A 26,507-nucleotide genomic window follows, 5' to 3' on the forward strand; every position below is an offset into this window, starting at 1 on the left:
TCTTCCCCTCGGATCTGACGGTCAGTCATATTAGAAGGGCCGAGGTGGGATGCCCAGAGGCGGGAGGCCGCGCATGACTGCCGGGAACCGGAGGGTCGCCGTGGTGGGGGTGGCCCTGTCCGACTGCGGGCGGGTGGACGACGCGACCGCGTACGCCCTGCACGCTCAAGCCGCTCGCCGGGCGCTGGCCGACGCGGGACTCGCGCGGGAGGTGGTGGACGGCTTCGCGTCGGCGGGTCTCGGCGTGCTCGCGCCCGTCGAGGTGGCCGAGTATCTGGGCCTGCGCCCGACCTGGGTCGACTCCACCTCGGTCGGCGGCGCCACCTGGGAGGTCATGGCGGCCCACGCGGCGGACGCCGTCGCGCGCGGCCACGCGAACGCCGTGCTGCTGGTGTACGGCTCGACGGCCCGGGCGGACATCAGGGCGGGCCGGCGGACCGGCGAGCTGTCCCTCGGGGTGCGGGGCCCCGCGCAGTTCGAGGCCCCCTACGGCCATACGCTGATCGCCAAGTACGCCATGGCCGCCCGCCGCCACATGACCGAACACGGCACCACGGTCGAGGAGTTGGCTCAGGTGGCCGTCCAGGCGCGGGCGAACGCGGCCCTGAACCCCGAGGCACTGCACCGCGATCCGATCACCGTGGACGACGTGCTGTCCGGGCCGGTGATCGCGGACCCGTTCACCAGGCTCCACTGCTGTCTGCGCTCCGACGGCGGCGCAGCTGTGCTGCTGGCCGCCGAGGAGTACGTCCCCGACTGCCGTACGGCACCGGTGTGGATCCTCGGCACCGGGGAGCACGTCTCGCACGCCTCGATGGCCGAGTGGCCGGACTTCACGACCGGCCCGGCGGCGGTGAGCGGACGGCTCGCCTTCGCCCGGGCCGGGGTGCGCCCCGAGGAGATGGACTTCGCCGAGCTGTACGACGCCTTCACCTACATGACGCTCGTGACCCTGGAGGACCTCGGCTTCTGCGCCAAGGGCGAGGGCGGGGCGTTCGTCGGGAAGGGGCGGCTGCTGGTGCGCGGCGGGGAGCTGCCGGTGAACACGGACGGAGGCGGGCTGTCGGCGCAGCACCCCGGGATGCGCGGGCTGTTCCTGCTGGTGGAGGCGGTGCGCCAGCTGCGCGGCGAGGCCGGGGAACGCCAGGTGGCCCGGCGCGGCCGGACGGGGGAGCCGCCTCGGCTGGGCGTGGTGTCGGCGACGGGTGGATGGTTCTGCTCGTCCGGGACGTTGGTAGTGGGAAGGGAGTGAACCGACCGAAGGAGACGGTATGGCACTGACCCGTGAAGAGCGTGAGGAGTTCCTCGCCGAGCCGCACGTCGCGGCGCTGGCGGTCGACGGGGGCGGCGGGCGGGCCCCGTTGACCGTGCCCGTCTGGTACCAGTACCGCCCCGGCGGCGACGTGTGGGTCATGACCGGCCTCGACTCCCGCAAGAACCGGCGCATCCAGGAGGCGGGCCGGTTCTCCCTGCTGGTGGACCGGGTCGAACCCACGATCCGGTACGTCTCGGTCGAGGGTCCCGTCCTGCGGACCGTCCCGGCCACCCTGGAGGACCTGCGGGAGATCTCGGCGCGCTATCTGCCGCCCGAGAAGGTCGACGGCTATGTCGACTTCGCCTGGAAGAACCACGGCGAGCAGGTCGTCGTCCACATGCGGCCCGAGCACTGGCTGTCGTCCGACCTCGGACGGATCTGACCCGCCCGGCACGCTCCCCGCGGGGGACAATCGGGGAATGGGAACGGATCTTCACGACCTGCTGAGGTCGCTGCGGGTGTGGGACGTCGAGCTGCCCTCCTTCGACCCGTCGGGCACCCCCGACGCGCCGCTGGAGCTGTTCACCGCCTGGTTCGCCGAGGCGGTCGCGGCCGGGCAGACCGAGCCGCACACGATGTCGCTCGCCACCGCGGACGAGGAGGGCCTGCCGGACGTACGGACGGTGGTGCTGCACGGCGCCGACGCGTCCGGCTGGTCCTTCGCCACGCACCGCGACAGCCGCAAGGGCCGCCAGCTCGCCGCCCGCCCGTACGCGGCCCTCGGCTTCTACTGGCCGGCGCGGGGCCGCCAGGTGCGGGTGCGCGGCCCGGTGACGGCGGCCCCGTCCGCCGAGTCCCGGGCCGATCTGCAGGCCCGCTCGACCGGCGCCCTCGCGGCGGCCCTGACCGGCCGGCAGAGCCAGGTGCTCGCCTCCCCCGAGGAGCTGACGCGCGCGTCGGAGGCCGCCTGGGAGCGGGCCCGGGAGGAACCGGACGCGCCGGTGCCGACCTGGACGCTGTACCGGCTGCGCCCCGACGAGGTGGAGTTCTTCCAGGGCGACGCGCACCGCCGGCACGTACGGCTCGTCTACCGGCGTACGGAGCCGGGATGGGTCAAGGAGCTGCTCTGGCCCTGAGGGACGCGGGAGCGGCGCCGGTCAGCGGGCGCGGTGGATGTCGTACGCGGTGAAGTCGGCGACCGGGCGGTAGCCGATGCGCTGGTACAGGCCGTTGCTCGTGGGGTTGGACAGGTCCGTGAAGAGCAGCACCTCGCGCACCCCGGAGGTGAGCACGGACCGGGTGACCGCGGCGGTGGCCGCGCCGCCGTAGCCGCGCCCGCGCAGCGGGGCCGGGGTGTAGACGGGGGCGATGCGGACCTGCCCGGCGATCAGGGGCGTCACCCCGGCCATGGCGAGGGGCGTGCCGTCCTCGCCCTCCCACAGGGTGACGCCCCCGGAGGACACGCGCGCGTCGGCCCAGGCGCCCGGATCACGCGCGGGCGCGTGCCCGGTGGCCTCCGTGAACTCGCCGTACCAACGGGCCAGCAGCTCCCGGTCCTGCGAGCCGGCGAGGCGGGCGCGGCCGGCCGGAACGGGCTGCGGGACCGTCAGGTTGCCGAGCCGGTACAGGCGCTGGCGCTGTCCGACGGTGCCGCGCGCGCCGGTGTGCCGCTGCCAGGCGGCGACGAACGCCTCCGCGGTCTCCTGCGCCGCGATGACGCCGGGCACCGCGTGCCCGAGGGCGAGCAGGTGGGCGGCGAGGGCGTCGGCCTCACCGGGGGTGAGCGGGGTGACGTTGAGGCGGTGGGGCGGGGTGCGGAAGTAGGCGGCCCGCACCTGTCCGTCCCGTTCCAGCGCGCCGAACACGGGGGTCTCGTCGCCGTAGGCGCGCGGCCCGTTGGTGCGCAGCGTCTCGGTGACCGTCAGGGCGACGGTGTGCAGGTCGGGGCGTGAGCGCAGGAAGCCTCCGGCATGGGACAGGAAGCCGTTGAGGTCCTGGGTGGAGTACCAGTCGTCCGGGCGCATGCCTCATGATCCCGCGCCCCGCCCCGCGGTGTGCACTTTTCTCCGCCGTGGACACCAAGACGACACAAGTCCTCACGCCGCGGCGGGGGTTGGGGTAAGGGGACCGTCGGGTTCGGGGTCGGTGGCGAGCCGGGCGTGCAGGTGCGTGTCCCGGTAGGCGTCGTGCCGTCCGGCCTCCCACTGAGCGCCGCGCAGGGTGCCCTCGGCGCGGAAGCCGCACCGCTCGGCGACCCGGCAGGAGGCGTGGTGGCCGACGGCGTGGCCGAGTTCGAGCCGGTGCAGGCGGGGGCCGTCCGGGGCGGTCAGCGCCCAGCGGGCGGCGAGGGCGAGCGCGTGGCCGGCCACGCGCCGGCCGCGGGCCTCGGGAAGGACCCAGTAGCCGACACGGCCGCAGTCCATGGGCCGGCTGACGACGCTGACGCCGACGTGCCCGAGGACCACGCCGCTCCCGGCGTCGGTCACGCAGTACGCCGCCGAGCCGTCCGCCGTGTCGGCGGCAGCGGCCCGCAGGGTGGCGCGGGCGCCCTCGCGGTCCGCGGCCAGCGACAGCGGGGTGTTCCAGCGCCGGAACTCCGGGTCGGCGCGGCCCCGGAACCAGGCGTCCAGGTCGGTCCCGGAGTCCGGGTCCCAGGGGCGCAGCCGCAGGCCGTGGCCGTACAGGTCCGGGAAGGGGCGGGGAGCGGGGCGTATGCCGGCGTCGGTCATACGGCCATTGAAACCCAGCGGGTCAGGGCGCCGGGCGGAACATCGGCACCCCGTCCGGGAAGGCGGCCGTGAGCGCCAGGCCGGCCCGCAGCCGGGCCGGGTCCGGGCAGTCCACGAGCCCGGTCGCCATCCGGGGGCCCTCGGCGAGGTCGACGACGGCGGCGACGTACGGGGTGCGCGCGTCGAAGGGCGGCAGGTCGTTGCGGTGCACGACGGACCAGGTGTACAGGGTGGCCCGGCCGCTCGCGGTCTCCCAGACGACGTCCTCGCTCCAGCAGCGCGGGCAGGACTCGCGGGGGTAGTGGTGGGCGCGTCCGCAGGCCCGGCAGCGCCGCAGCAGCAGCCGGCCGGCGGCGGCCGCGTCCCAGTAGGGGCGGGTGAAGGCGTCCGGCTCGGGGACGTCGTAGCGGGGCCCGCTCATTCGAACAGTCCGAGCGCGCCGTCCACCGACCAGGACTGCCAGGACATCCCGAACAGCGCGACGACCGAGATCAGCGCCATCATGCCGTTCTGCCCCTGCTCGGCCCAGTCGTGGATCATCAGGGTGAGGTACACGAGGTTGAGCAGCAGCCCGCCGGCGAGGGCGACCGGGGTGAGGAACCCCAGCACGAGACCGAGCCCCAGGGCCAGTTCGGCATGGAGGACGACGTACGCCATGGCCCGGGGCCGGGGTGCCACGACGCGGTCGAAGCCGGAGCGGACGGCGGGCCAGCGGTGCTCGGCGGCCACGTCCGCCGCCCAGGCGATCCCGGAGCCGGCCAGCCAGCTCCCGCGGTCCTTGTGCCGCCAGCTCTCCAGCCACCACAGGCCGAGTCCTATCCGGAGCACGGCCAGCCATTGCGCACCTGTGAGCCAGATCGCGTCCATGGATCTGACGGTACGTCAGATCCATGGAGCCTGACAATCGTCCGGGCGCCCCGGCGGGCTCAGGCCGCCGCCTCGGCCGCGGAGACGGCGGCGTCGGGCCCCGCCACCACCCGGCGGCGGCGCAGCGGCATGCCCATCCCCGGGTTGCCCACGTTCCAGGCGGCGCCCTTGCAGATCAGCTCCTTGTAGAAGGCGGCGATCCGGCCCGTCAGGGCCGCGCGGACCGGGCGGTCGTCCCCGGTGACGTACTGGATCAGGCCCTGCCTGCGGCCCAGCGAGACGCACTGGTTGAAGTAGCGCAGCGGGACCTTCGGCAGCCTGCCCCCGGTCAGCCGGGCCACGATGGCGTCGGCGGCCTGCCAGGCGGTGAAGCCGCCCGAGGCGCACGACATGCGCAGCGGCTTGCCGCCGACGCCCCGCGCGAGGGCCGCGTCGCCGATGGCGTAGACGTCCGGGTGGGAGACCGAGCGCATGGTCTCGTCGACCACGATCTGCCCCCGGTCGCCGACCTCGAGGGTGGTGGCCGGCGCGATCGGGTGGACGGCGAAGCCGGTGGTCCACACGGTGACCGCGGCCGGGATCTCCGCGCCGCCGGCGGTGCGGACCCGGTCGGCCTCCACCCCGGTGGCGGTGGTGCCCTCGTGGACGGTGATCCCAAGTCGGCCGACGGCCTCGCGCAGGTACCGGCGGCCCTTCGCGGAGAGCCAGTCGCCGAGTCCGCCGCGCACGACGAGGCGGACGTCGAGGTCCGGGCGGGCCTCGGCGATCTCCGTCACGGCCTCCACGCCGGTGAGGCCGCCGCCGACCACGGCCACGGGCGCTCCCGGCTCCAGCGCGGCGAGGCGCTCGCGCAGCCGCAGCGCGCCGGGCCGGCTCGCGAGCTCGAAGGCGTGCTCGGCGACGCCGGGGACCCCCTGGTCGTCCCAGCCGCTGCCGAGGGCGTAGACGAGGGTGTCGTACTCCAACTCCTCGGTGCCGTCCGCGTCCTCGACGGCCACGGCCTTGCGGTCGGCGTCGACAGCGGTGACCCGGGCGATCCTCAGGTCGACGCCGGCGCCCCGGAAGATCTCGGTGAACGGCCGGGGCTTGAGGGTCTGCCCCACGGCGAGCTGGTGCATCCGGACGCGCTCGACGAAGTCGGGCTCCGCGTTGACCAGGGTGACGGTGACGTCGTCGCCGTGCAGGCGCCTGGCGAGCCGCCCGGCGGCGAACGCTCCGGTGTAGCCGCCCCCGAGCACGATGATGCGGTGCTGCATGTCCTTGCTCCTGTCTTCAGCGGGTTCGCCTCCTGAACCGGACGGTCCGCCGATTCCTGACAGGAATGCGATGTGAACCACGTCACACCACGGAAGCCGGCGTCGTACGCCGGTCAGAACGCGTCGCGCACCAGGGGTTCCCCGTGGTCGGCGGCCTGCCAGACCCGGGTCGCGCGCTCCAGCTTGTCGGGGTTGACCTGGCTGCGGAACGCGGCGAGGCCGTCCTCGGTGACCTCCACGCACATCACGCCGATGACCCGGCGGTCGACGACCACCACGAGGGCGGGTTCGCCGTTGGCGGTGGTCGCGTGGTACTCGGGCGACCCGCCCACCAGAGCCCGCTTGGCGGCGCTGGGCTTGAACAGGCCCCGCAGGAACCGCGCGACCGCCGAGGCCCCCTCGACCGCCCGGGCCCGCGCCGGGACCTTCCCGCCGCCGTCGCCGACCACGACCGCGTCCTCGGTGAGCAGGCGCACCAGAGGCTCGGTCCGGCCGCTGACGGCGGCCGCCAGGAACTCGTCGACGATCCGCCGGGCCGCCGCCTCGTCGACCTCGGTCCGCGCCCTGCCCCGCGCCACGTGCCCGCGGGCCCGGTGCAGGATCTGCTGGCTGGCGGCCTCGGTGACGTCGAGGATCTCGGCGATCTCCCGGTGCGTGTAGTCGAACGCCTCCCGCAGCACGTACACCGCCCGCTCGCTGGGCGAGAGGCGCTCCAGCACGACGAGCACCGCGTACGAGACCGACTCGCGCTGCTCGGCGGTGTCGGCCGGGCCCAGCATGGGGTCCCCGGCGAGCAGCGGCTCGGGCAGCCACTGGCCCACATAGGTCTCGCGGCGGGCGCGGGCCGAACCGAGCTGGTTGAGGCACAGATTGGTGAGCACCTTGGTCAGCCACGCCTCAGGGACCTCGACACGCTCCACGTCGGCGGCCTGCCAGCGCAGGAACGTCTCCTGGACGGCGTCCTCGGCCTCGCTCGCCGAGCCGAGCAACCGGTAGGCGATGGCTTCCAGACGGGGCCGGGCCGCCTCGAACCGTTCCACGTCGTTCACCGTGAGGGCCATGGGCCCGGATCCTAACTCCCGGGCCGCGAACGGGCAGGCTGGGACGGGGCGGCCGGCGCTCCGGGCGCACCGCGCCCCCGCATCCAGGGCCCCGGACCCACAACCAGGAGAGCTACGTCACACACCCCACCCAGGTCTCCCGCAGTCGTGATCGATCCGCAACCAATTCCGGGCTTGACCGAGACCCATCAACCAGTTGCGTGGTTACGCTCCGAATCATGGCCGACACCCCCCAACTCCCGGAACGCCCCGTCTACGTCGTCGGGGGCGGCCCCGGCGGACTCTCCGTCGCGTACGCCCTGCGCGCCCGCGGCATACGGGCCGTCGTCCTGGAGCGGTCGGAAGCGGTCGGCGCCTCATGGCGCGGGCACTACGACCGGCTCCACCTGCACACCACCCGGCGGCTTTCGGCGCTGCCCGGCCTGCCGATGCCGCGCCGCTTCGGACGCTGGGTGTCCCGCGACGACATGGTGCGCTACCTGGAGAAGTACGCCGAGCACCACGACCTGGAGATCGTCACCGGCGTCGAGGTCTCCCGCGTCGAGCCCGCGCCGGACGGCTCCGGCTGGCTGCTGCACGCCACCGGCGGCCGGGAGCTGGCCGGCGCCGCCGTCGTCGTGGCCACCGGCTACAACCACACCCCGCGCATCCCCGACTGGCCCGGGCGGGAGGGCTACGGCGGTGAGCTGGTGCACGCCGGCGAGTACCGCGACGCGGCCCCCTACGCCGGCCGGGACGTCCTGGTCGTGGGCGCCGGCAACACCGGGTCCGAGATCGCCGTGGACCTCGTGGAGGGCGGCGCGGCCCGGGTGCGCCTCGCCGTGCGGACGGTGCCGCACATCGTGCGCCGCTCGACCGCCGGGTGGCCCGCGCAGTTCACGAGCATCCTCGTACGGCGGCTGCCCGTGCGGCTCGTCGACCGGCTGGCCCGGCCGGTGGCCCGGCTCAGCGTCCCGGACCTGTCGGCGCACGGGCTGCCGCGTCCCGACACCGGCCTGTACAGCAGGGTCAGGGAGGGCGCGATCCCGGTCCTGGACGTCGGGCTCGTCGACGCGGTGCGCCGGGGCCGGATCGAGATCGTCGCCGCCGTCGAGGGGTTCGACGCGGACAAGGTGGTCCTCGCGGACGGCAGCCGGATATCGCCGGACGCCGTCGTCGCCGCCACCGGCTATGCGCGCGGCCTGGAGGGCCTGGTCGGCCATCTCGGCGTGCTCGACGAGCGGGGCAGGCCCGGCGTGCGGGGCGCCCGGACCCCGGCGGACGCGCCCGGTCTGTACTTCACCGGCTACACCAATCCGATCAGCGGCAATCTGCGGGAGATGGCGATCGACGCGCAGCGGATCGCCCGGTCCGTCGCCCGGGACCGGCGCCGCCGGGTCGCCCGGCTGCCCGCCTGACCGGTACCCCCGCGAGTCCGCACGGGGAGGCGTCCGCCCGGCTTTTGCCCGCACGACGGTTCCTGACGGAGTGTCAGTTCATTTAATCTGACACTGCGTCAGTTAATCGCTGTCACCCAGGGACGGGCGGACCGATGCTTGGATCAACCCACGGCACCCTCACCACCGACTCCCGCCGGGGCCGCGTCGTCGCGTGCGGCGAGCAGCCCGCGCCGGCCGTCCACGGCCGGCCCGCCGAGCCCGACGACCTCGACGTCAGCGGCCGTCCGCTGTACTGCGACGTACCCGACCTGGACCGCCTCTTCCGGCCGGAGTCGCTGGCCGTGATCGGCGCCTCCGACGCCGAGGGGCGACCGAACACGGGGATCACCCGCCGGCTGGTGGACTGGGCCGGGCGGACCGGCGCCCGGCTCCACCCCGTGCACCCGGCCCGCCCGTCCGTCTTCGGCATCCCCTGCGTCCCGTCGGTCGCCGACCTGCCCGAGCAGGTCGACCTGGCCGTGCTGCTGGTCGCCGACCCGCTGCCGGTGATCGAGGAACTGGCCGGGACGAAGGTGAAGTTCGCCGTCGTCTTCGCCTCCGGGTTCGCGGAGACCGGCGAGGAGGGCGCGGCCGCGCAGGCCCGGCTGGCCGCCGCCGTCGAGCGGTCCGGGCTGCGGCTGCTCGGGCCCAACACCAACCTGAACGCCTTCGAGCGGTTCCGCGACGACCTGGACGGGCCCGCGATCGCGCTCATCACCCAGTCCGGGCACCAGGGCCGCCCCGTCTTCGCGCTCCAGGAGCTGGGCGTGCGCCTGTCCCACTGGGCGCCCACCGGCAACGAGGCCGACCTGACGACGGCCGACTTCCTCTCCTACTTCGCCGAGCGGCCCGAGGTCGGCGTCGTCGCCGCCTATGTCGAGGGCATCAAGGACGGCCGCGCCTTCCTGCTCGCCGCCGACCGCGCGGCCCGCCGCAAGGTGCCCGTGGTCGCGGTCAAGGTGGGCCGCACCGAGGCGGGCGCCCGCACGGCCGCCTCCCACACCGGCCGGCTGACCGGCGCGGACGCGGTGGTGGACGCGGCCCTGCGCCAGTACGGCGTGATCCGGGTCGACGGCCTGGACGAACTCCAGGACACCGCCACTCTGCTGGCCCGCGCCCGCCCGCCGCGCGCCGACGGCGTCGTCGTCTACTCGATCTCCGGCGGCACGGGCGCCCACGTGGCCGACCTCGCGGCCGGAGCGGGGCTGCGCCTGCCGGTCCTGTCGGAGGCCCGGCAGGCCGAGCTGCACCAGTGGATACCCGGGTATCTGAGCGTGGCGAACCCGGTCGACAGCGGCGGGCACCCGGTCGGCGACGAGCGCGGCCGCAAGATCATCGACGCGATCCTCGACGACCCCTCGGTGGGGGTGCTGATCTGCCCGGTCACCGGACCGTTCCCGCCGCTGAGCGACAGGCTCGCCCAGGACCTGGTGGACGCCGCGGAGCGGACGGACAAGCTGGTGTGCGTGGTGTGGGGGTCGCCGGTCGGCACCGAGCGGGCCTACCGCGAGATCCTGCTCGGCTCCTCGCGCGTGGTCACCTTCCGCACGGTCGCCAACTGCGTCTCCGCCGTCCGCGCCCATCTCGACCACCACCGGTTCGTCACCGGCTACCGCTCCCCCTTCGACGAGGCGCCCCGCACCCCCTCGCCGTCCAGCCGCAAGGCGCGGGCCCTCCTGCGCCCGGGACAGCAGCTGAGCGAGCACGCGGCGAAGCAGCTGCTGCGGGCGTACGGCATCCGGGTCCCGCGCGAACAGCTGGTGACCAGCGCGGCGGCGGCCGTGCGCGCGGCGGGCCCGGTGGGCTACCCGGTGGTGATGAAGGCGTCCGGCGCGCGGATCGCCCACAAGAGCGAGCTGGGCCTGGTCAGGATCGGCCTGACCTCGGCCAGCCAGGTCCGGGACGCCTACCGCGAGCTGACCGACATCGCCCGCTACGAGGACATCGCGCTGGACGGCGTGCTGGTCTGCCAGATGGTGGAACGGGGCGTGGAGATGGTGGTGGGCGCCTCGCACGACGAGCTGTTCGGGCCCACGGTGACGCTCGGGCTGGGCGGGGTGCTGGTGGAGGTCCTGCGCGACACGGCGGTCCGGGTGCCGCCCTTCGGCGAGGAGCAGGTCCGCCGGATGTGCGCCGAACTGCGGGGCCGGGCACTGCTCGACGGGGTCCGGGGCCGGCCCCCGGCCGACCTCGACGCGCTCGTGGAGGTCGTGCTGCGGGTGCAGCGGATGGCGCTGGAGCTGGCCGACGAGGTCGCGGAGCTGGACGTCAACCCGCTGATGGTGCTGCCCCGGGGGCAGGGCGCGGTGGCGCTCGACGCGCTCGTGGTGTGCCGCTGACATGGCCACCGGACCGGACCCGCTCGACCTGTCGGTACGGCACTCCCGCGAGGACGGGGTGTGCCGGATCACGCTGGACCGCCCCGAGGCGCTGAACGCCCTCACGCCCGGTCAGCGCGACCGGGTCGTCGACCTGCTCGCCGGCGCCTCCGCGGACCCGGAGGTGCGGGCCGTCGTCCTCACCGGCACCGGGCGCGCGTTCTGTGCCGGGGCGGACCTGCGGGGCGGGTTGGCGGGTGGGGCGCGGCGCCCCGGGGACGTGGCGCGCACGCTCCGGCTCGGCGCCCAGCGGCTGATCGCGGCCGTGCTGGACTGCGAGAAGCCGGTGGTGGCGGCGGTGAACGGGACCGCGGCCGGCCTCGGCGTCCATCTGGCGCTCGCCTGCGACCTGGTGCTGGCCGCGGAGTCCGCGCGGTTCATCGAGGTCTTCGTACGGCGTGGTCTCGTCCCGGACGGCGGCGGCGCCTACCTCCTCCCCCGGCTCGTCGGCCCGCATCGCGCCAAGGAGCTGATGTTTTTCGGCGACGCCCTGTCCGCGGCGGACGCCGAGCGGCTGGGCCTGGTCAACCGGGTCGTCCCCGACGGGGAGCTGGAGGGCGTGGCCGGCGACTGGGCCGCACGCCTGGCGGCGGGCCCGACCCGGGCGCTGGCCCTCACCAAGCAGCTCGTCAACGCCTCCTGGGACAGCGACCGCGCCGGCGCGTTCGCGGCGGAGGCGGCCGCGCAGGAGATCAACCTGACGACCGAGGACGCGTCGGAGGGCCTGGCGGCCTTCGCGGAGCGCAGGAGCCCGGCATTCCGGGGGCGTTGACATCTCTCCGGCGCACGGGCCTTCCTATCTGACGGACCGTCAGTTTCAATGTCCGGTGTGATGGGACACGCAGGGATGGCGGCCGCCGCCGTCCGTCACCTCCGCCCGGCCGGGGCACCCCCGGCCCCGGCGCCACCGCGCCCCGCGCTGCGCTGCGTCCGCGAGGACGAGCGGGCACCGGTCCCGCAGGACGTGTTCCGGCGGGTGCTGGGGACCTTCGCGACCGGCGTGGTGGTCGTCACGGCCCCGGCGGACGCCGCGGCCCCGCACCGCCCCGCCGGATTCGCCTGCCAGTCCTTCGCGTCCCTGTCCCTCGACCCCCCGCTGGTCGCCTTCATGGCCGGCCGTACGTCGACGACATGGCCGCGCATCGCCCGCGCGGGCGTCTTCTGCGTCAACGTGCTGGCCGCCGGCCAGGAGGAGCTGTGCCGCGCCTTCGCGGTGAGCGGCGCCGACAAGTTCGCCGGGGTCCGCTACGACCGGGCCCCGGTGTCCGGCTCCCCGCGCCTCGCGGACACGCTCGCGTGGATCGACTGCGCGGTCCACGCGGTGCACCCGGGCGGCGACCACCTCATCGTCGTCGGGCGGGTCGACGCCCTGGGCGCGCGTGACGGGGACGGGGCTCCGCTGCTCTTCCACCGGGGCCGGTTCCGCTGACCGCGTGTCAGAGGGCCGGGAAGACCGGCACCGGACGACGCCGGATCACCAGGGCCATCAGCGCCGCCGCCGCGCACAGGGCGCCGGACGCGTACCAGACCATGTCGTAGGTGCCGAACACGTCCCGCGCGACCCCGCCGAGGAACGCCACCAGCGCCGCGCCGAGCTGGTGGGAGGCGAGGACCCAGCCGAAGACGATCGCGCTGTCCTCGCCGTACTGCTCCCGGCACAGGGCGACGGTGGGCGGGACGGTGGCCACCCAGTCGAGGCCGTAGAAGACGATGAAGAAGAGCATCGGCGGGTGGACGCCCGGGGCGAGCAGCATCGGCAGGAACAGCAGCGAGACACCGCGCAGGGCGTAGTACACCGCGAGCAGCCGGCGCGGTTCGAAGCGGTCGGTGAGCCAGCCGGAGAACACCGTGCCGACGACGTCGAAGACACCGATCACCGCGAGCAGGGAGGCGGCGGCCGTGATCGGCATGCCGTGGTCGTGGGCGGCGGGCACGAAGTGGGTCTGGATCAGTCCGTTGGTGGAGGCGCCGCAGATCGCGAAGGTGCCCGCCAGCAGCCAGAAGGGGCCCGTGCGGGCCGCCGAGAGGAGGACGGTCACGGCCCGGCGGGCGGCGCCCTGCGCGGGCGGCGGCTTGGGCACGAACTCCGTGGCGCCGTAGGGGGCGAGGCCCACGTCGGCCGGGTGGTCGCGCAGCAGCAGCCAGACGAAGGGGACGACCGCGAGCGCCGTGAGCGCCACGGTGACGACGGCTGGCTTCCAGGTGTGCTCCTCGACCATCCAGGACAGCAGCGGCAGGAAGATGAGCTGACCGGAGGCGGAGGCGGCGGTGAGGATGCCGGTGACCAGGCCCCGGCGCTCGGTGAACCAGCGGTTGGTGACCGTGGCGGCGAACGCCAGCGCCATCGAACCGGTGCCGAGCCCCACCAGCAGGCCCCAGCACAGCAGCAGTTGCCAGGCCGCCGTCATCCAGTAGGTCAGCCCCGACCCGGCCGCGATCAGCACGAGGGCCACCGCGACGACCCGACGGATGCCGAACCGGTCCATCAGCGCGGCGGCGAAGGGAGCAGTCAGGCCGTACAGCGCCAGGTTGATGGAGACGGCCGCCCCGATCGTGCCGCGCGACCAGCCGAAGTCGTCGTTGAGCGGGTCGATGAGCAGGCCCGGCAGGGAGCGGAAGGCGGCGGCACCGAGGATCGTCACGAAGGCGACCGCGGCGACGAACCAGGCGCGGTGGACACGCGGCCGGCGCGGCGACGGCGACCCGGCGGCGGAGGCGTCCGGGGCGGCGGTGTCGTGCTGTGCGGGGGTCGTCTGAGTCACGTCCCCGAGCTTCGGGCCTGCGCGTCCTCGATTCCATTGGCCCGGAGGACAGCATTCGCTAGGATCGGGCCATGCCCGATGAGCCGAGCCCCGAGCCCCCGACGGACTGCCGCCCCGCGCCAGGGCCCCACCGGGTCGCCGTGCTCGCCCTGGACGGGGCGATCCCCTTCGAACTGGGCATCCCGCACCGCGTCTTCGGCCGCCCCCGGGACGCCGAGGGCCGGCCGCTGTACGAGGTCGTCACCTGTTCCGTCCGGCCGCCCGGACCCGTGCGCACCGACGCCGACTTCGCCATCCAGGTCGAGCACGGCCCGGAGGCCCTGGCCACCGCGGACACCGTGATCGTCCCGGCGTCGCGCGAGCTCGAACCGGTCTTCGAGCAGGGCGTCCTGCCCGCCGAGCCGGCCGCCGCGTTCGCCCTGGTCCGGCCCGGCACCCGGCTCGCCTCCATCTGCACCGGCGTCTACGTCCTGGCCGCGGCCGGCCTGCTGGACGGCCGCCGGGCGACCACCCACTGGGCCCACGCCCGGCGCTTCCAGGAGCTGTTCCCGACCGTCGACGTCGACGCCGACGTGCTGTTCATCGACGACGGCGACGTGCTGACGTCGGCCGGGGTCGCCGCCGGGATCGACCTGTGCCTGCACATGGTCCGCCGCGACCACGGCACCGCGGTCGCCAACGACGTGGCCCGCACCATGGTGGTGCCGCCGCACCGCGACGGCGGGCAGGCCCAGTACATCGCCCGCCCGGTCCCCGACCCGCAGCAGTCCTCCACGACGGCGGCCCGCGCCTGGGCCCTGACCCACCTCCACGAGCCGATCCAGCTGAGGGACATGGCCGACCAGGAGTCCATGTCGGTGCGCACCTTCACCCGGCGATTCCGCGAGGAGGCCGGCGTCAGCCCGGGCCAGTGGCTGACCCGGCAGCGGGTCGAACGGGCCCGGCACCTGCTGGAGACCACCGGCCTCTCCGTCGACCAGGTGGCCGCGCGGTCCGGCTTCGGCACCGCCCAGTCGATGCGCCAGCACCTACAGGCTGCGCTCGGCGTCACCCCCACCAGCTACCGGCGCACCTTCCGCGCGGGCGGCGGGGCCCGCCTCGAGGTCACCGGCAGCCGGTGACCGCTCCCGCCGGGCCTCCCCCCACCAGCCCAGCGCGGTCAGCAGCAGCGTCAGACCGACCCCGGCCAGGACGGCCGTGGACGGCGCCACCACCCGGAGCAGGGCACCCGCCAGCGACCCCGTCGCCGCGTATCCGGCGCCCGCGGCCGCGTACAGCACGGAGTAGCCGGCGGCCAGCGCGCCGGGCGGCAGCGCGTCCCGCAGCGACAGATTGCGGGTGATCAGCGCGCCGGACTGGAGGATGCCCGCGAGGACCAGGGCGACCGCCATGCCCGGCCCCTCCGGTATCAGCGCGAGCAGCCCCACGAACACCGACATCCCGCACATCAGCGCCACGCTGCGCGAGCGCAACCGCCCCGGCCACGACCGCAGTCCGTACACGAACGCCCCGGCGCCCGACCCCACCGCCATGCCCGCCAGCAGCGGACCCGACCAGCCCACGCCGATCCCGCGCTGCTCCAGCAGGGCGGGCAGGGTCAGTTCGACCAGGCCGAGCAGGGTGATGCTGGCGGCGCCCGTGACGTACACCGGCCAGGCGCCCAGCAGCACACGGGGCCGCACCCGGTTCGCCCGGCCGCCCTGCCCCTCCTTCGCCCAGCCCGCGGGCAGCAGCCGGTGACCGGCCGCGGACAGCGCCATCAGGACGGCCGCGAGGAGCAGCGGCACCCGGGGCGCCCAGGCGAGGGCCAGGCCGGCGACCGCGACCGGCGAGACCGCCCACACGCCGGACATCAGCATCGACTCCGCGGACAGCGCCTGCGCCACGGCACGCTCGGGCACGAGGAAGGTCAGCAGCGCGCGCTGCCCTCCGGCGGCGGCGGACGGGGCGGCCCCGGCCAGGAACGCGAACGCGCCGAGCACCAGGGCGTGCGACCCGGCGAAGATCCCGAGCCCGGTGAACCCCAGGGCGCCGCCCGCGAGTCCGGCGGTCAGCTGGCGCCGCCCGCGGGCCGGGTCCAGGCGGGTGCCCAGGACGGGCGCGGCGACGATCTCGCCGAGCACATAGGCCGCCGCTAGCGCCGCGCCCAGGCTGTAGCCGCCGGGCCGCTCCCGGACCAGGAACACCAGCGCCAGCGGCGTCATGGCGACCGGCATCCGCGCGGCGACGGCGGTGCCGGCCCACACCAGGACCTGCCTGGAGGCGACGTCTCGATAGGTCATGGAGTCGACGGTAGGTCCCGGCACCGACAGCACGGCAGCCGATTTCCGGGCCTGTGGAAAACCCTCCCTCCACCGTCCGGACCCGGACGAACCCGTCGTCGCGCGGCGGCACTTCAGAAGGTCAGCACACCCCGCGCCACCTTTCCCGCCTCCGCGTCCGCCGCCGCCCGCGCGAAGTCCTCCACCGGGTAGGTCCGCGTCACCAGCTCGTCCAGCAGCAGCCGGCCCGTGCGGTACAGCTCCGCGTACAGCGCGATGTCCCGCTGGGGCCGCGACGAGCCGTACCGGCAGCCGAGGATCGCCTTGTCCAGGTACATCGAGGAGACGAGGAAGGACGCCTCGGCGGTGGCGGGCGGCACCCCGAGCAGCACGGCCTGCCCGTGCCGGTCGAGCAGGTCGACGGCGGCCCGGATCAGCTCGACGCGTCCCACGCACTCGAAGACGTGGTCGGCCCCGTCGGGCAGCAGCTCCCGCACCCCGTCCACCGAGGTCAGGAAGTCCGTGGCCCCGAACCGCCGGGCCGTCTCCTCCTTCGCCGGGTGGGCGTCCACGGCCACGATCCGCAGCGCCCCCGCGATCCGGGCGCCCTGGACGACGTTGAGCCCGACCCCACCGGCGCCGATCACGACGACCCGGTCGCCCCGGTCGACCCGGGCCCGGTTCAGTACCGCCCCTACCCCGGTGAGCACCCCGCAGCCGATGAGCGCGGCCCCGGGCAGCGGGATCTCCTTGGGCACGGGCACCGCCTGGACGGCCTTCACCACGGTCCGTTCCGCGAAGGCCGAGTTGGCGGCGAACTGGAACACCGGCCGGCCGCCGCGCCGGAACGGCCGTTCCGGCCGCCCTATGGCCCGCCGGCACATGGTGGGCCGTCCCCGGTCGCACTCGGCGCATGTACCGCAGTTGGCCAGCGTGGACAGCACCACGTGGTCACCGGGCACGACATGGGTGACGCCCACACCGACCGCCTCCACGACGCCCGCGCCCTCATGGCCGAGCACCACGGGGACGGGGAACGGTATGGTCCCGTCCACCACGGACAGATCGCTGTGGCACAGACCGGCCGCCGCGACGGCGACCAGCACCTCGCCGGGCCCGGGGTCCCGAACCGCCAGGTCGTCCACGACCTCGGCCCGCTTGCCGTCGAACAGGACTCCGCGCATCAGACGCCTCCCTTGGGCTCCCTGGGCAGACCGAGCACCCGCTCGGCGATGATCGTGCGCTGCACCTGGTCCGACCCGCCGTAGAGGGTGTCGGCCCGCGAGAACAGGAACGCCCGCTGCACGTCGTCGAGCGTGTACGGCGCCGAGGGCGTCCAGTCCCCCGGCCCGGCGCCGGCCGCCGCGCCCCGGACCCGCATCGCCAGCTCCCCGAGCCGCTGGTGCCAGCCGCCCCACAGCAGCTTGGCCACGCTGGGCGCCCCCGCGTCCCCCGTGCCGCCCAGGGTCCGCAGGGCGTGCCACCGCATGACCCGAAGCTCCGCCCACTGCCGTACCAGTTGCCCGCGTATCACCGGATCGTCCACCGCCCCGCGGTCCACGGCCTCGCGCACGACCCGCGCCAGTTCCCCGGCGAACCCGATCTGCTGGGCGAGCGTGGAGACGCCGCGCTCGAACCCGAGGAGGCTCATGGCGACCGTCCAGCCCGCGCCCTCGCCCCCGACGAGGTGCTCCGCGCGCGCGTGGGCGCCGTCGAAGAAGACCTCGTTGAAGTCGCTGGTCCCGGTCAGCTGCCGGATCGGGCGGACCTCGACGCGCCCCGGCTGGTCCATGGGCACCAGCAGGAAGCCCAGGCCGTGGTGGCGGCGGGAGTCCGGATCGGTGCGGGCCAGCACGAAGCACCAGTCGGCCTCGTGCGCGAGGGACGTCCAGATCTTCTGCCCGGTGATCCGGTACGTCCCGTCCGGGCACCGCTCGGCCCGGGTGCGGACAGCTGCGAGGTCGGAGCCCGCGCCGGGCTCGCTGTACCCCTGGCACCACAGTTCCTCGCCGAGCGCGACCGGAGGGAGGAAGCGGGCCTTCTGCTCCGCGCTGCCGTGGGCGAGCAGCGTGGGGGCGAGCAGCTTCTCCCCGATGTGCCCGGAGCGGGGCGGTGCGCCCGAGCGCGCGTACTCCTCGGCCCACACGACCTGCTGGGTCAGCGTGGCCGTCCGGTTGCCGTACCCGCCCTCGCCCCAGCCGAGCCCGATCCACCCGGCCTCGCCGAGGGCCCGCTCCCAGGCCCGCCGTTCCCACCCGCCCGCCACATGCCCGGCCAGCCACGACCGGGCCTGCTCGCGGAACGCCTCGTCCTCCTCGCCGAACGCGAAGTCCACGACCCCTCCTCGTCTCGCCGGACAGCTGACGTCGCCTCGCACTACCGCGCGTTCGGCCGGTCGCCGCGCCGCGCGGCCTCCTCGGCCGCCGCCACCCGCGCCAGCATCGGCAGCGGGTCGGTCCCCACGGACCCCGGCAGCACCCGGGCGATCCGCTCGGGCGTCCAGGGCCCCTCGGCGTGGACGGAGCGCAGTTCGGCGGGCTGCGCCCACACCGCGATCCGCGGACCGGCGACGGTGTACACCTGCCCGGTGACCTGCTGCTCGCGGGCCGCGTCGGACAGCAGGTAGACGACGAACGCCGCGACGTCCTCCGGCTCGCCGATGTCGGTCAGCTCCAGGGGCACGTGGGCGGACATCCGGGTCCGGGCGACGGGCGCCACGGCGTTCGCGGTCACGCCGTACTTGTGCAGGCCGAGCGCGGCGCTGCGCACGAGCGAGATGACACCGCCCTTGGCGGCGCTGTAGTTGGCCTGCGACACCGAGCCCCGGTGGTTGCCGCTGGTGAATCCGATCAGGGTGCCGGACCGCTGCGCGCGCATCACGGCCGACGCGGCGCGGAACACGGTGAACGTCCCCTTGAGGTGGGTGGCGAGGACCGGGTCCCACTCGTCCTCGGTCATGTTGAACAGCATCCGCTCGCGCAGGATCCCGGCGACGCAGACCGCCCCGTCGAGCCGTCCGAAGGCCGACAGGGCGGTGTCCACCACCCGGCGGCCGCCCGCCATCGTGGAGATGTCGTCGGCCACGGCGACGGCCTCACCGCCGGCGGCCTCGATCTCCTTGACGACGGACTCGGCGACCTCGCTGGTCGGTGAGGCGCCGTCCACGGACACCCCGTGGTCGTTGACGACCACGCGGGCGCCCTCGGCTGCTGCCGCCAGCGCCACCGCGCGTCCGATGCCGCGCCCGGCGCCCGTCACGGCGACGGCCTTGCCTGCCAAGAAGTTCCCCATGCCCCGGCCCCTTCCCGCCGTTTCTGACGGACCGTTAGATTTCTGATTCTACGGCCCGCCGGATACGCGGGGACAAGACCCGGGGAGGACCCATGTCGCTGCCGGACGCGTTCCACGAGATCGCCCAGCGCGTCAACAACTGGGGACGCTGGGGCGCGGACGACGAGATCGGCACCCTGAACCTGATCACCGACGAGGTGGTCCGCGCGGCGGCGGCGTGCGTCCGCTCCGGCCGCCGCGTCCCGCTCGCGCTGCCGCTCGAACAGGACGGCGTGCAGACCGGGATGATCCCCGGCCGGGTCAACCCGCTGCACACCATGGTGCAGATCAACCAGGAGGTCTTCGGCCCGGGGACCGTCGCGTGCAGCGACGACGCCGTGGTCATGGGACTGCAGGCGGCCACCCACTGGGACGCGCTCGCCCACGTCTCGCACTCCGGGCGGCTCTACAACGGCCGCCCCGCCGACAGCGTCACGGCGCACGGCGGGGCCCGCTTCGACGGCATCGACAAGGCGCGGCACGTCGTCTCGCGCGGGGTGCTGCTCGACGTGGCCCGCGCGCGGGGGGTGGCGCGGCTCGACGGCGGTCACGCGGTCACGCCGGAGGACCTGGAGGCGGCGGAGGAGCTGGCGGGCGTCCGGGTGCGCGCCGGTGACATCGTGCTCGTGCGGACGGGACAGATGGCGCTGTGCCTCGCCGGGGACCGGCACGGCTACGGCCACCCCTCCCCGGGCCTGTCGGTCCGCACCCCGGAGTGGTTCCACGCGCGCGACGTGGCGGCCGTCGCCAACGACACCCTGACCTTCGAGGTCTTCCCGCCCGAGACGGAGGATCTGTGGCTGCCCGTGCACGCGCTCGACCTGGTGGAGATGGGGATGCCGCAGGGCCAGAACTGGAATCTCGAAGAGTTGTCCACAGCCTGTGGACAAGAAGGCCGCCACGCGTTCCTGTTGTCGGCGACGCCCGAGCCCTTCGTCGGCGGCACGGGAAGCCCGGTCGCTCCCGTGGCGATCCTCTGACGGTCACGTCTTGACGCCGGCTGGCGGCGCGGCTTCCCCACTCCCGGCTCCACCGGGCGGGGATGACCGCCCCGAGCACGGCACGCGCGCCGCCATCCGGCTCCGGCGTGCCTGCCCCTCCTGGCCCTGGAGAACCGCCGCCGAAACACGACCCACACTCGGCAAGGACCTCCGTCACCGAAGCCCTCGCCGTCCCCTCGCGGCGAATCGCTGATCACAAGCGTGATCAAACGGGCACGACTCGTCAACACCCTGTCAGGGATTTGTTACTTACGTCCCCTTTTGTGGACACCGCGCACGGAAGCAGGACCGGGGCGCATCGAGGGCCGCCGGACCGCACGAGGGGGCGCCCCCTGCGTCCGTGCCCCGCGGGCCACGGCGGGCGACCGCGGTGTGCGCCGGTCACACCGCCTCGTAGGCGAACCCTTCGTACGCCGGAATTCCGCCCCCGCAGGCGGTGACGGCGGCATCCGACTCGCCGCCCCGGTCGAGTTCGCACCAGATCCGCTTGCCGGCGCCGTCGGAGGTCCAGCCCCACCGGTCGGCGAGACCGTCGACGAGGGCGAGCCCGCGCCCGCCCGTCGCGTCGCCGTCGGCACAGCGCGGCACGGGCGCCCGGCCGCTGCGGTCGGCCACCTCGAGCCGGACGGTGGAGGAGTCCTGCGGCGCCTCGGGCAGGGAGAGGCGGAGCACGGCCGGACAGCCGGTGTGCACCACGGCGTTGGTGACGAGCTCGGAGACGAGCAGGATCAGCGTCTCGGCGAGCGGCTCGTCGACCTCTATCCCCGAGCCGGCGAGTCGTGAGCGCGCCCAGCGCCTGGCTCGCCCCACCTCAGCGGGATCGGGCCGGATCTCCAACTGCACTTGAAGCACCTGCACCGCTCACACCATCCGAACCGGCGGACAATTGACCCCGCGCCTCACGAGGGCCACGATCCTAGCCATTTTTTTCATGGCCAGAACAATGGCCAAAGCCAGGGTCACGGAACGTGAATCCCTTGGCTGACAGCATGGTTGACGTACAGTCACCCCAACAAGCGCTTCGGGCATATTCCAGCGCGAAGGATTACCTCTGCTGCATACTGTGCGACGCTTGCCGTGGAGAGTCGAACAGGCCTGGGCGAACGGCCCACATGCCGGGCGAGCAGCGGCGAGCACCGCCGGATACGAAGCCGTCTCACAGACGGCTCCGGCATGGCTCGTACTCGGAACCACTCGCATCCCACACAAGGTACCGGAGCGAACGCCCGACTCCGCCCCGTGACGAGTCACACTCCGGACACAAGCCGATATCAACGCTCTGTAATTCCGGCATGCCACGATCCGCGACATCATCGCGGGCCTTTTCCGTGACCCCGCAGACCACGGCGTTTCAGGGGTCTCCGTCGAGCAATGCGGCCGCCATCAGCTCCTCACTCTCGGTAGCGGGCCCCGCACGGTAGGTGCGGACCCAGGCCCGCTTCAGATGCAGATGGGCCTCGAACTCCCAGGTGAATCCCATGCCGCCGTGCACCTGGAGACAGTCACGGGCGCCTCGGACGGCGGCCTCGTCGGCGAGCAGCCGCGCGGCGTGGACGTCGACCGGGTCGGCCGTGACGGCCGCTGCGTGGACGGCGGCCCGCGCCGTCCGGGTCCGCACGAGCATGTCCGCGCACAGGTGCTGCACCGCCTGGAAGGTTCCGATGGGCCGTCCGAACTGCTCGCGTGACCGGGCGTGTTGCACGGCCAGCTCGCACATGCGCCCGGCACTGCCCAGTTGTTCGGCCGCGGTGAGCAGGACGGCGACGGGGTCCGGGGCGGCGGAGGCGGGCAGGCGGTGCAGTGGGGTGAGCGGATCGACCGAGCGCATCGGCAGGGCGCCGGCGGTGTCGCCGCGCACCTCGTCCGCCGCCCGCAGCCACTCCACCAGACCGCCCATCGGGGCGGTGACGACGGCGTGCCCCTCGGCGGCGCCCGGGACCCGGCCCGCCTCAAGGTGCGTGGCCACGAGCGGGCCCGGCAGCAGCGCCCGGCCCGCCTCCTCGAACGCCAGCACCGCCTCGGGCAGTCCGAGCCCGACGCCCCCGTCGTCCTCGGGCAGACGCAGCGCGAAGAACCCGGCGGCGCCCAGCTCGCGCCACAGCCTCCGGTCCAGGAGGCCGGGCCGCTCCACGGCGTCCCTCAGCTCCCGCGGGCCGAACCGGCGCGCGAGCAGCTCCCGTACGCCGTCGCGCAACGCCCGCTGGTCCTCGTCGGGTTGGAGTCGCACCGCTCACCGCCCCTTCGGCAGTCCGAGGATCCGCTCGGCCACGATGTTCCGCTGGATCTGCGAGGTGCCGGCGGCGATGGTGTACGACAGCGAGGACAGCCGGTCGAGCACCCACGGCCGGTCCAGGTCCAGCGCCCGCGGGCCCAGCACGTCGGCCGCGGTGTCGTAGAGCCGCTGACGGGCGTGCGAGTACGCCAGCTTGAGGACCGAGCCGGTGACACCGGGGACCTCGCGCCCGTGCTCCGCCTCCCCGACGTTCCACTGCGTCAGCCGCCACAGCGCGCTGAACTCTGCGTGCAGCCCGCCCAGCGCGCGGCGCAGCGCGGGATCGTCCCAGCGGCCGGTGCGCCGGGCCTCGGCGGCCAGTTCACGCAGCACCCGGCGGCAGGCCATGACCTCGCCCACGAAGGCGGTGCCGCGCTCGAAGGACAGGGTCACCATGGTCACCCGCCAGCCGTCGTTCTCCGCGCCGACCCGGTGGGCGACGGGCACGCGCACGTCGTCCAGGAACACCTCGGCGAACTCGGCCGAGCCCGCCAGGGTCCGCAGCGGCCGCACGGTGACGCCGGGCGCGTCCATGGGCATCGCCAGCCAGCTGATCCCGCGGTGGCGGGGGGCGCCGGGGTCGGTGCGCACCAGCAGTTCGCACCAGTCGGCGACCTCGGCGTGGGACGTCCAGATCTTCGAGCCGTTCACCACGTAGTGGTCGCCGTCCCGGTGCGCGCGGGTGCGCAGCGCCGCGAGGTCGCTCCCGGCGTCCGGCTCGCTGAAGCCCTGGCACCAGACCTCCTCCCCGCGCAGGATCGGGGGCAGCCAGCGGGCCCGCTGCTCGTCGGTGCCCTCGGCGGCGATGGTGGGCCCGGCGTGCAGCAGCCCGACGAAGCAGGCGCCGACATAGGGCGCGCCGGCCCGCTCGGTCTCCTCCAGGAAGATCAGCCGCACGGTCGGGGAGGTGCCCCAGTGGACGTCGCCGTACCCGGCGTCGTACAGCCGGCGCTGCCAGCCGAGGTCGTAGGCGCGCCGGCCGGGCCAGTCGTCCGGGGACGGCGGGGGCGGCAGCGTGGGGAGCGCCCCGGCCAGCCATGTGCGCAGCCGGGCGCGGAAGTCCTCCTCCTCCGGCGTGTGGGTGAGGTCCATACGGCCTCCATCTGATGTCCCGTCAGATACCCGCAGGGGAAGGCTAGGTCCCGCACCCCTGGACCGGCAAGGCGTCCAGCCCTACGCTCCGCACACGATCTGACGCACCGTCAGTACCGATGTGGTCCGCTCCACGAACAGGGGGCCGTCATGGACGACACCGCGCACACCCTGGGTTCCGCCCGGACCCTGTGGGACCTGCTCGCCGCCCGCGCCCGCCGCACCCCGGACCGCCCGGCCCTGCTCCAGGACGACCGCACGCTGACCTTCGGCGCGCTGCGCACCCGCGCCGAGCGGGTGGCGGCCGGACTGCACGGCCTCGGGGTACGCCCGGGCACGGTCGTCGCCTGGCAGCTTCCCACCCGGATCGAGACGGTCGTGCTGTCCTGCGCGCTGGCCCGGCTCGGCGCCGTGCAGTCGCCGGTCATCCCCTTCTACCGGGACCGCGAGGTCGGTTTCGCGCTGCGCGAGTCCAGGGCCGAGTTCTTCGCGGTGCCGGGCGAGTGGCGGGGCTTCGACCACACCGCGATGGCCCGGCGCCTCGGCGCGAAGGGCGTCCTCACGGCGTACGACGACCTGCCCGAGGACGATCCGGCCGTCCTTCCGCCGCCGCCTGCCGAGGGCACCTCGGTGCGCTGGATCCACTGGACGTCGGGGACGACCTCGGACCCCAAGGGCGTGCTGCACACCGACCGTTCGCTGATCGCGGGCGGCTCCTGCCTGGGGCACGCGCTGCGGCCCACGGCGGCCGACGTCGGCTCGATCGCCTTCCCGTACGCGCACATCGGGGGCCCCGACTATCTGGTGATGGTGCTGCTGTACGGCTTCCCGGCCGTGCTGTTCGAGCAGTTCGCGCTGCCGGAGGCGCTGGACGGGTACCGCCGGCACGGGGTGACGATCGCCGGGGGCTCCACGGCCTTCTACTCGATGTTCCTGGCCGAGCAGCGCAGGCAGCCCCCCGGCACGAAGGCGGTCCCCACCCTGCGGCTGCTGGCGGGCGGCGGGGCGCCGAAGCCGCCCGGGCTGTACCACGCGGTGGTCCGGGAGATGGGCGTGCAGCTCACCCACGGCTACGGCATGACCGAGGTGCCGATGATCACGATGGGCGCTCCGGACGACACCGCGGAGAACCTGGCGACGACCGAGGGGCGGCCGCCGCGGGGGATGGAGATACGGATCGTCGACGGCGAGGTGCGGCTGCGCGGGGAGGCCGTGTGCCGGGGCTATCTGGACCCGGCGCAGACCGCGGCGGCCTTCGACGAGGAGGGCTTCCTGCGTACCGGCGACCTCGGGCACCTCACCGGCAGCGGGCACCTGGTGCTCACCGGGCGCCTGAAGGACGTGATCATCCGCAAGGGCGAGAACATCTCGGCGAAGGAGATCGAGGACCTGCTGCACCGGCACCCGGACGTCGGGGACGTGGCCGTGATCGGGCTGCCGGACACCGAGCGCGGGGAGCGGGTCTGCGCGGTCGTCGAACAGCCGCCGGGGGCACGGGAGCTGACCCTCCGTGAGCTGACGTCGTACCTGCGCGGGGAAGGGCTGTCCCCCCACAAACTGCCGGAGCGGCTGGAGGTGGTGGACGCCCTGCCCCGCAACGAGACCCTGCGCAAGGTCCTCAAGTACCGCTTGCGGGAACGGTTCTCGGACCCCTCGACGTCAGGGCCGGACGCTCACTCCGGGACCGTGAAGTAGCGGGCGAAGGCGCTCAGGACGTCGTCCTCGGTCACCGTGCCGTCGCCGTCGGCGTCGAGGCCGGCGGCCGCCGTGCGGGCCGTGTCGCGCGGGACGCCGAGGCGGACGAGCACCCGCGCGGTGTCGTCGACGCCGGCCTTCCCGTCGTCGTCGGTGTCGGCCACGGCGAGGGCCGCGTGCAGGAAGGGCCGGGCGATCTCGGCGAAACGGTCGGGGTTGTCGCGCAGCCGCTTGACCGCGCCGGTGACGAACTCCTCACGGGTGATGCGCTGGTCGCCGTCGCGGTCGGCGATCCCGGCCATGCCCTGCCAGAACGCCTCGGCACCGATGTACAGGGCCTGGCCCTTGTCGGACCGGGCCGGGGTGCCGAACTCGGCGAGCAGCGCCTTGGCCGCCGCGCTGAAGTCCTCCCGGTCGATGTACCCGTTGCCGTCCTGGTCGAAGGTGGCGAACCGGGCCGCGATCCTGCGCTCGTACTCGCTGCTGACCATGTTGTGTCGGGCCGCCTAACGTCACGTGGGGTGCTTCTCGCACGGAGCGTACGACGCCGCGGGCCGCCGGGGCGCCTCGAAGCGGCGGTTGTGGCAGAACCGGGCACGTGCCGGAACGGGGATGTGGCGGATCCCCGGGGCGGGGGCGCGCTCAGGCCGACAGGGGGCGGGCGTCGTCCGCGACCGCCGCCGCCACGTCGGGGTAGACCTCGAACAGCCGGCGCACGCCGAGCGCCCCGAGCACCCGGTTGACGTGCGAGCCGTCCACCGCGCCCTGGGCGGGCAGTATCAGCCGAAGGCTGCCCCGGCAGGAGCGGATGAGGCGGCGGGCCGCGATGAGCACGCCGACGCCGGAGGAGTCGCAGAACAGGACCTCGGACAGGTCCAGGACGACGTTGTGCCGTCCCTCGGCCACCGCGTCGTGGACGTGCTGGCGCAGCACCGGCGAGGTCACCAGGTCCAGTTCGCCGGACACCTGGAGGACGGCCCAGTCGCCTTGCTCGTCACCGGTCACTTTCAAGGTCACCACCACGCCCCTCGGCCGTCGAAACGGAAGGCATTCCTACGCTTCCTTGCAGCGCGGCTGCCCAGCGGCTGTTCCCTGAAACTTCCTCCAGAAAACGGTCACCGGTCAGATAA

At 74.3% G+C, this 26,507-nt stretch carries 26 protein-coding genes; 10 read left to right on the top strand and 16 right to left on the bottom strand.

Annotated features, from left to right (window positions below):
- Positions 1 to 73: 73 nt before the first annotated feature.
- Genes ABZ899_RS06040 through ABZ899_RS06050 form a run of 3 tightly spaced genes read left to right on the top strand, consistent with a single transcriptional unit; the run spans position 74 to position 2,391 of the window.
- Positions 74 to 1,252, top strand: a complete 1,179-nt coding sequence (locus ABZ899_RS06040) for an acetyl-CoA acetyltransferase (RefSeq protein ID WP_361341329.1) — start codon at positions 74 to 76, stop codon at positions 1,250 to 1,252.
- 19 nt (positions 1,253 to 1,271) lie between these two features.
- Positions 1,272 to 1,697 (top strand): pyridoxamine 5'-phosphate oxidase family protein, encoded by a 426-nt coding sequence (locus tag ABZ899_RS06045; RefSeq protein ID WP_361341331.1) that lies wholly within the window; start codon positions 1,272 to 1,274, stop codon positions 1,695 to 1,697.
- Positions 1,698 to 1,734: 37 nt separating this feature from the next.
- Complete coding sequence (locus ABZ899_RS06050; RefSeq protein WP_361341334.1) at positions 1,735 to 2,391, top strand: pyridoxal 5'-phosphate synthase; 657 nt, start codon at positions 1,735 to 1,737, stop codon at positions 2,389 to 2,391.
- Between the two features lie 21 nt (positions 2,392 to 2,412).
- Here ABZ899_RS06050 and ABZ899_RS06055 read toward each other — a convergent pair whose 3' ends face one another.
- The 6 genes from ABZ899_RS06055 to ABZ899_RS06080 form a co-directional block, all read right to left on the bottom strand.
- A complete protein-coding gene (locus ABZ899_RS06055) occupies positions 2,413 to 3,279 on the bottom strand; it encodes a GNAT family N-acetyltransferase (RefSeq protein WP_361341336.1) in 867 nt (288 codons plus the stop codon).
- 72 nt (positions 3,280 to 3,351) lie between these two features.
- Positions 3,352 to 3,984: a GNAT family protein gene (locus tag ABZ899_RS06060; protein ID WP_361341339.1), complete on the bottom strand. Its 633-nt coding sequence runs from the start codon at positions 3,982 to 3,984 to the stop codon at positions 3,352 to 3,354.
- A 22-nt stretch (positions 3,985 to 4,006) separates the two neighbouring features.
- Positions 4,007 to 4,405, bottom strand: a complete 399-nt coding sequence (locus tag ABZ899_RS06065) for an OB-fold domain-containing protein (RefSeq protein WP_361341341.1) — start codon at positions 4,403 to 4,405, stop codon at positions 4,007 to 4,009.
- Positions 4,402 to 4,851, bottom strand: a complete 450-nt coding sequence (locus ABZ899_RS06070; RefSeq protein ID WP_361341344.1) for a DoxX family protein — start codon at positions 4,849 to 4,851, stop codon at positions 4,402 to 4,404. Before ABZ899_RS06070 ends, ABZ899_RS06065 begins: the two co-directional genes overlap by 4 nt.
- A gap of 59 nt (positions 4,852 to 4,910) precedes the next feature.
- Positions 4,911 to 6,107 carry an FAD-dependent oxidoreductase gene (locus tag ABZ899_RS06075; protein WP_361341347.1) on the bottom strand — a complete coding sequence of 399 codons (1,197 nt, stop codon included), beginning with the start codon at positions 6,105 to 6,107 and terminating at the stop codon, positions 4,911 to 4,913.
- A 113-nt stretch (positions 6,108 to 6,220) separates the two neighbouring features.
- Positions 6,221 to 7,168, bottom strand: coding sequence for an RNA polymerase sigma-70 factor (locus ABZ899_RS06080; RefSeq protein WP_361341349.1), 948 nt, complete (start codon positions 7,166 to 7,168; stop codon positions 6,221 to 6,223).
- 218 nt (positions 7,169 to 7,386) lie between these two features.
- Here ABZ899_RS06080 and ABZ899_RS06085 point away from each other — a divergent pair, with 218 nt between their 5' ends.
- From ABZ899_RS06085 to ABZ899_RS06100, 4 genes are all read left to right on the top strand, one after another.
- Positions 7,387 to 8,565, top strand: a complete 1,179-nt coding sequence (locus ABZ899_RS06085) for an NAD(P)/FAD-dependent oxidoreductase (protein WP_361341352.1) — start codon at positions 7,387 to 7,389, stop codon at positions 8,563 to 8,565.
- 134 nt (positions 8,566 to 8,699) lie between these two features.
- On the top strand, positions 8,700 to 10,925 hold the full coding sequence (locus ABZ899_RS06090; protein ID WP_361341355.1) for an acetate--CoA ligase family protein: 2,226 nt from the start codon (positions 8,700 to 8,702) through the stop codon (positions 10,923 to 10,925).
- A 1-nt stretch (position 10,926) separates the two neighbouring features.
- Positions 10,927 to 11,736, top strand: coding sequence for an enoyl-CoA hydratase-related protein (locus ABZ899_RS06095; protein WP_361341357.1), 810 nt, complete (start codon positions 10,927 to 10,929; stop codon positions 11,734 to 11,736).
- Between the two features lie 60 nt (positions 11,737 to 11,796).
- Positions 11,797 to 12,393, top strand: a complete 597-nt coding sequence (locus ABZ899_RS06100; RefSeq protein WP_361341360.1) for a flavin reductase family protein — start codon at positions 11,797 to 11,799, stop codon at positions 12,391 to 12,393.
- A 7-nt stretch (positions 12,394 to 12,400) separates the two neighbouring features.
- Here ABZ899_RS06100 and ABZ899_RS06105 read toward each other — a convergent pair whose 3' ends face one another.
- Complete coding sequence (locus ABZ899_RS06105; RefSeq protein ID WP_361341363.1) at positions 12,401 to 13,726, bottom strand: MFS transporter; 1,326 nt, start codon at positions 13,724 to 13,726, stop codon at positions 12,401 to 12,403.
- A gap of 71 nt (positions 13,727 to 13,797) precedes the next feature.
- Here ABZ899_RS06105 and ABZ899_RS06110 point away from each other — a divergent pair, with 71 nt between their 5' ends.
- Entirely contained in the window at positions 13,798 to 14,847 is a 1,050-nt protein-coding gene (locus ABZ899_RS06110; RefSeq protein ID WP_361341366.1) for a helix-turn-helix domain-containing protein, read from the top strand.
- Here the strand turns inward: ABZ899_RS06110 and ABZ899_RS06115 are convergent.
- The 4 genes from ABZ899_RS06115 to ABZ899_RS06130 form a co-directional block, all read right to left on the bottom strand.
- Positions 14,755 to 16,008: an MFS transporter gene (locus ABZ899_RS06115; protein WP_361341369.1), complete on the bottom strand. Its 1,254-nt coding sequence runs from the start codon at positions 16,006 to 16,008 to the stop codon at positions 14,755 to 14,757. The genes ABZ899_RS06110 and ABZ899_RS06115 overlap by 93 nt on opposite strands.
- Before the next feature lie 113 nt (positions 16,009 to 16,121).
- Positions 16,122 to 17,171: an alcohol dehydrogenase catalytic domain-containing protein gene (locus ABZ899_RS06120; protein ID WP_361341371.1), complete on the bottom strand. Its 1,050-nt coding sequence runs from the start codon at positions 17,169 to 17,171 to the stop codon at positions 16,122 to 16,124.
- Positions 17,171 to 18,322, bottom strand: coding sequence for an acyl-CoA dehydrogenase family protein (locus tag ABZ899_RS06125; RefSeq protein WP_361341374.1), 1,152 nt, complete (start codon positions 18,320 to 18,322; stop codon positions 17,171 to 17,173). The genes ABZ899_RS06120 and ABZ899_RS06125 overlap by 1 nt, the downstream gene beginning before the upstream one ends.
- 41 nt (positions 18,323 to 18,363) lie before the next feature.
- Positions 18,364 to 19,278 (bottom strand): SDR family oxidoreductase, encoded by a 915-nt coding sequence (locus tag ABZ899_RS06130; protein ID WP_361341377.1) that lies wholly within the window; start codon positions 19,276 to 19,278, stop codon positions 18,364 to 18,366.
- A gap of 92 nt (positions 19,279 to 19,370) precedes the next feature.
- Between ABZ899_RS06130 and ABZ899_RS06135 the strand changes: the two genes are divergently transcribed.
- The gene (locus tag ABZ899_RS06135) at positions 19,371 to 20,297 is read left to right on the top strand and encodes a cyclase family protein (protein WP_361341380.1); all 927 of its coding nucleotides are present in this window, start codon (positions 19,371 to 19,373) and stop codon (positions 20,295 to 20,297) included.
- 402 nt (positions 20,298 to 20,699) lie between these two features.
- On the opposite strand, the gene ABZ899_RS06140 is transcribed toward ABZ899_RS06135, so the two are convergent.
- From ABZ899_RS06140 to ABZ899_RS06150, 3 genes are all read right to left on the bottom strand, one after another.
- On the bottom strand, positions 20,700 to 21,161 hold the full coding sequence (locus ABZ899_RS06140; RefSeq protein WP_361341579.1) for an ATP-binding protein: 462 nt from the start codon (positions 21,159 to 21,161) through the stop codon (positions 20,700 to 20,702).
- A 508-nt stretch (positions 21,162 to 21,669) separates the two neighbouring features.
- A complete protein-coding gene (locus ABZ899_RS06145) occupies positions 21,670 to 22,545 on the bottom strand; it encodes an acyl-CoA dehydrogenase family protein (RefSeq protein ID WP_361341382.1) in 876 nt (291 codons plus the stop codon).
- 3 nt (positions 22,546 to 22,548) lie between these two features.
- Positions 22,549 to 23,682: an acyl-CoA dehydrogenase family protein gene (locus tag ABZ899_RS06150; RefSeq protein ID WP_361341384.1), complete on the bottom strand. Its 1,134-nt coding sequence runs from the start codon at positions 23,680 to 23,682 to the stop codon at positions 22,549 to 22,551.
- 150 nt (positions 23,683 to 23,832) lie between these two features.
- Between ABZ899_RS06150 and ABZ899_RS06155 the strand changes: the two genes are divergently transcribed.
- Complete coding sequence (locus ABZ899_RS06155) at positions 23,833 to 25,377, top strand: AMP-binding protein (RefSeq protein ID WP_361341387.1); 1,545 nt, start codon at positions 23,833 to 23,835, stop codon at positions 25,375 to 25,377.
- On the opposite strand, the gene ABZ899_RS06160 is transcribed toward ABZ899_RS06155, so the two are convergent.
- Both ABZ899_RS06160 and ABZ899_RS06165 read right to left on the bottom strand, forming a co-directional pair.
- Positions 25,356 to 25,868: an EF-hand domain-containing protein gene (locus tag ABZ899_RS06160; protein ID WP_361341389.1), complete on the bottom strand. Its 513-nt coding sequence runs from the start codon at positions 25,866 to 25,868 to the stop codon at positions 25,356 to 25,358. The two genes, ABZ899_RS06155 and ABZ899_RS06160, sit on opposite strands and share 22 nt — an antisense overlap.
- A gap of 151 nt (positions 25,869 to 26,019) precedes the next feature.
- Positions 26,020 to 26,400, bottom strand: coding sequence for an STAS domain-containing protein (locus ABZ899_RS06165; RefSeq protein WP_361341392.1), 381 nt, complete (start codon positions 26,398 to 26,400; stop codon positions 26,020 to 26,022).
- Positions 26,401 to 26,507 lie beyond the last annotated feature (107 nt).

This window comes from Streptomyces sp. NPDC046859, assembly GCF_040645135.1.
Taxonomy (GTDB): Bacteria; Actinomycetota; Actinomycetes; order Streptomycetales; family Streptomycetaceae; genus Streptomyces.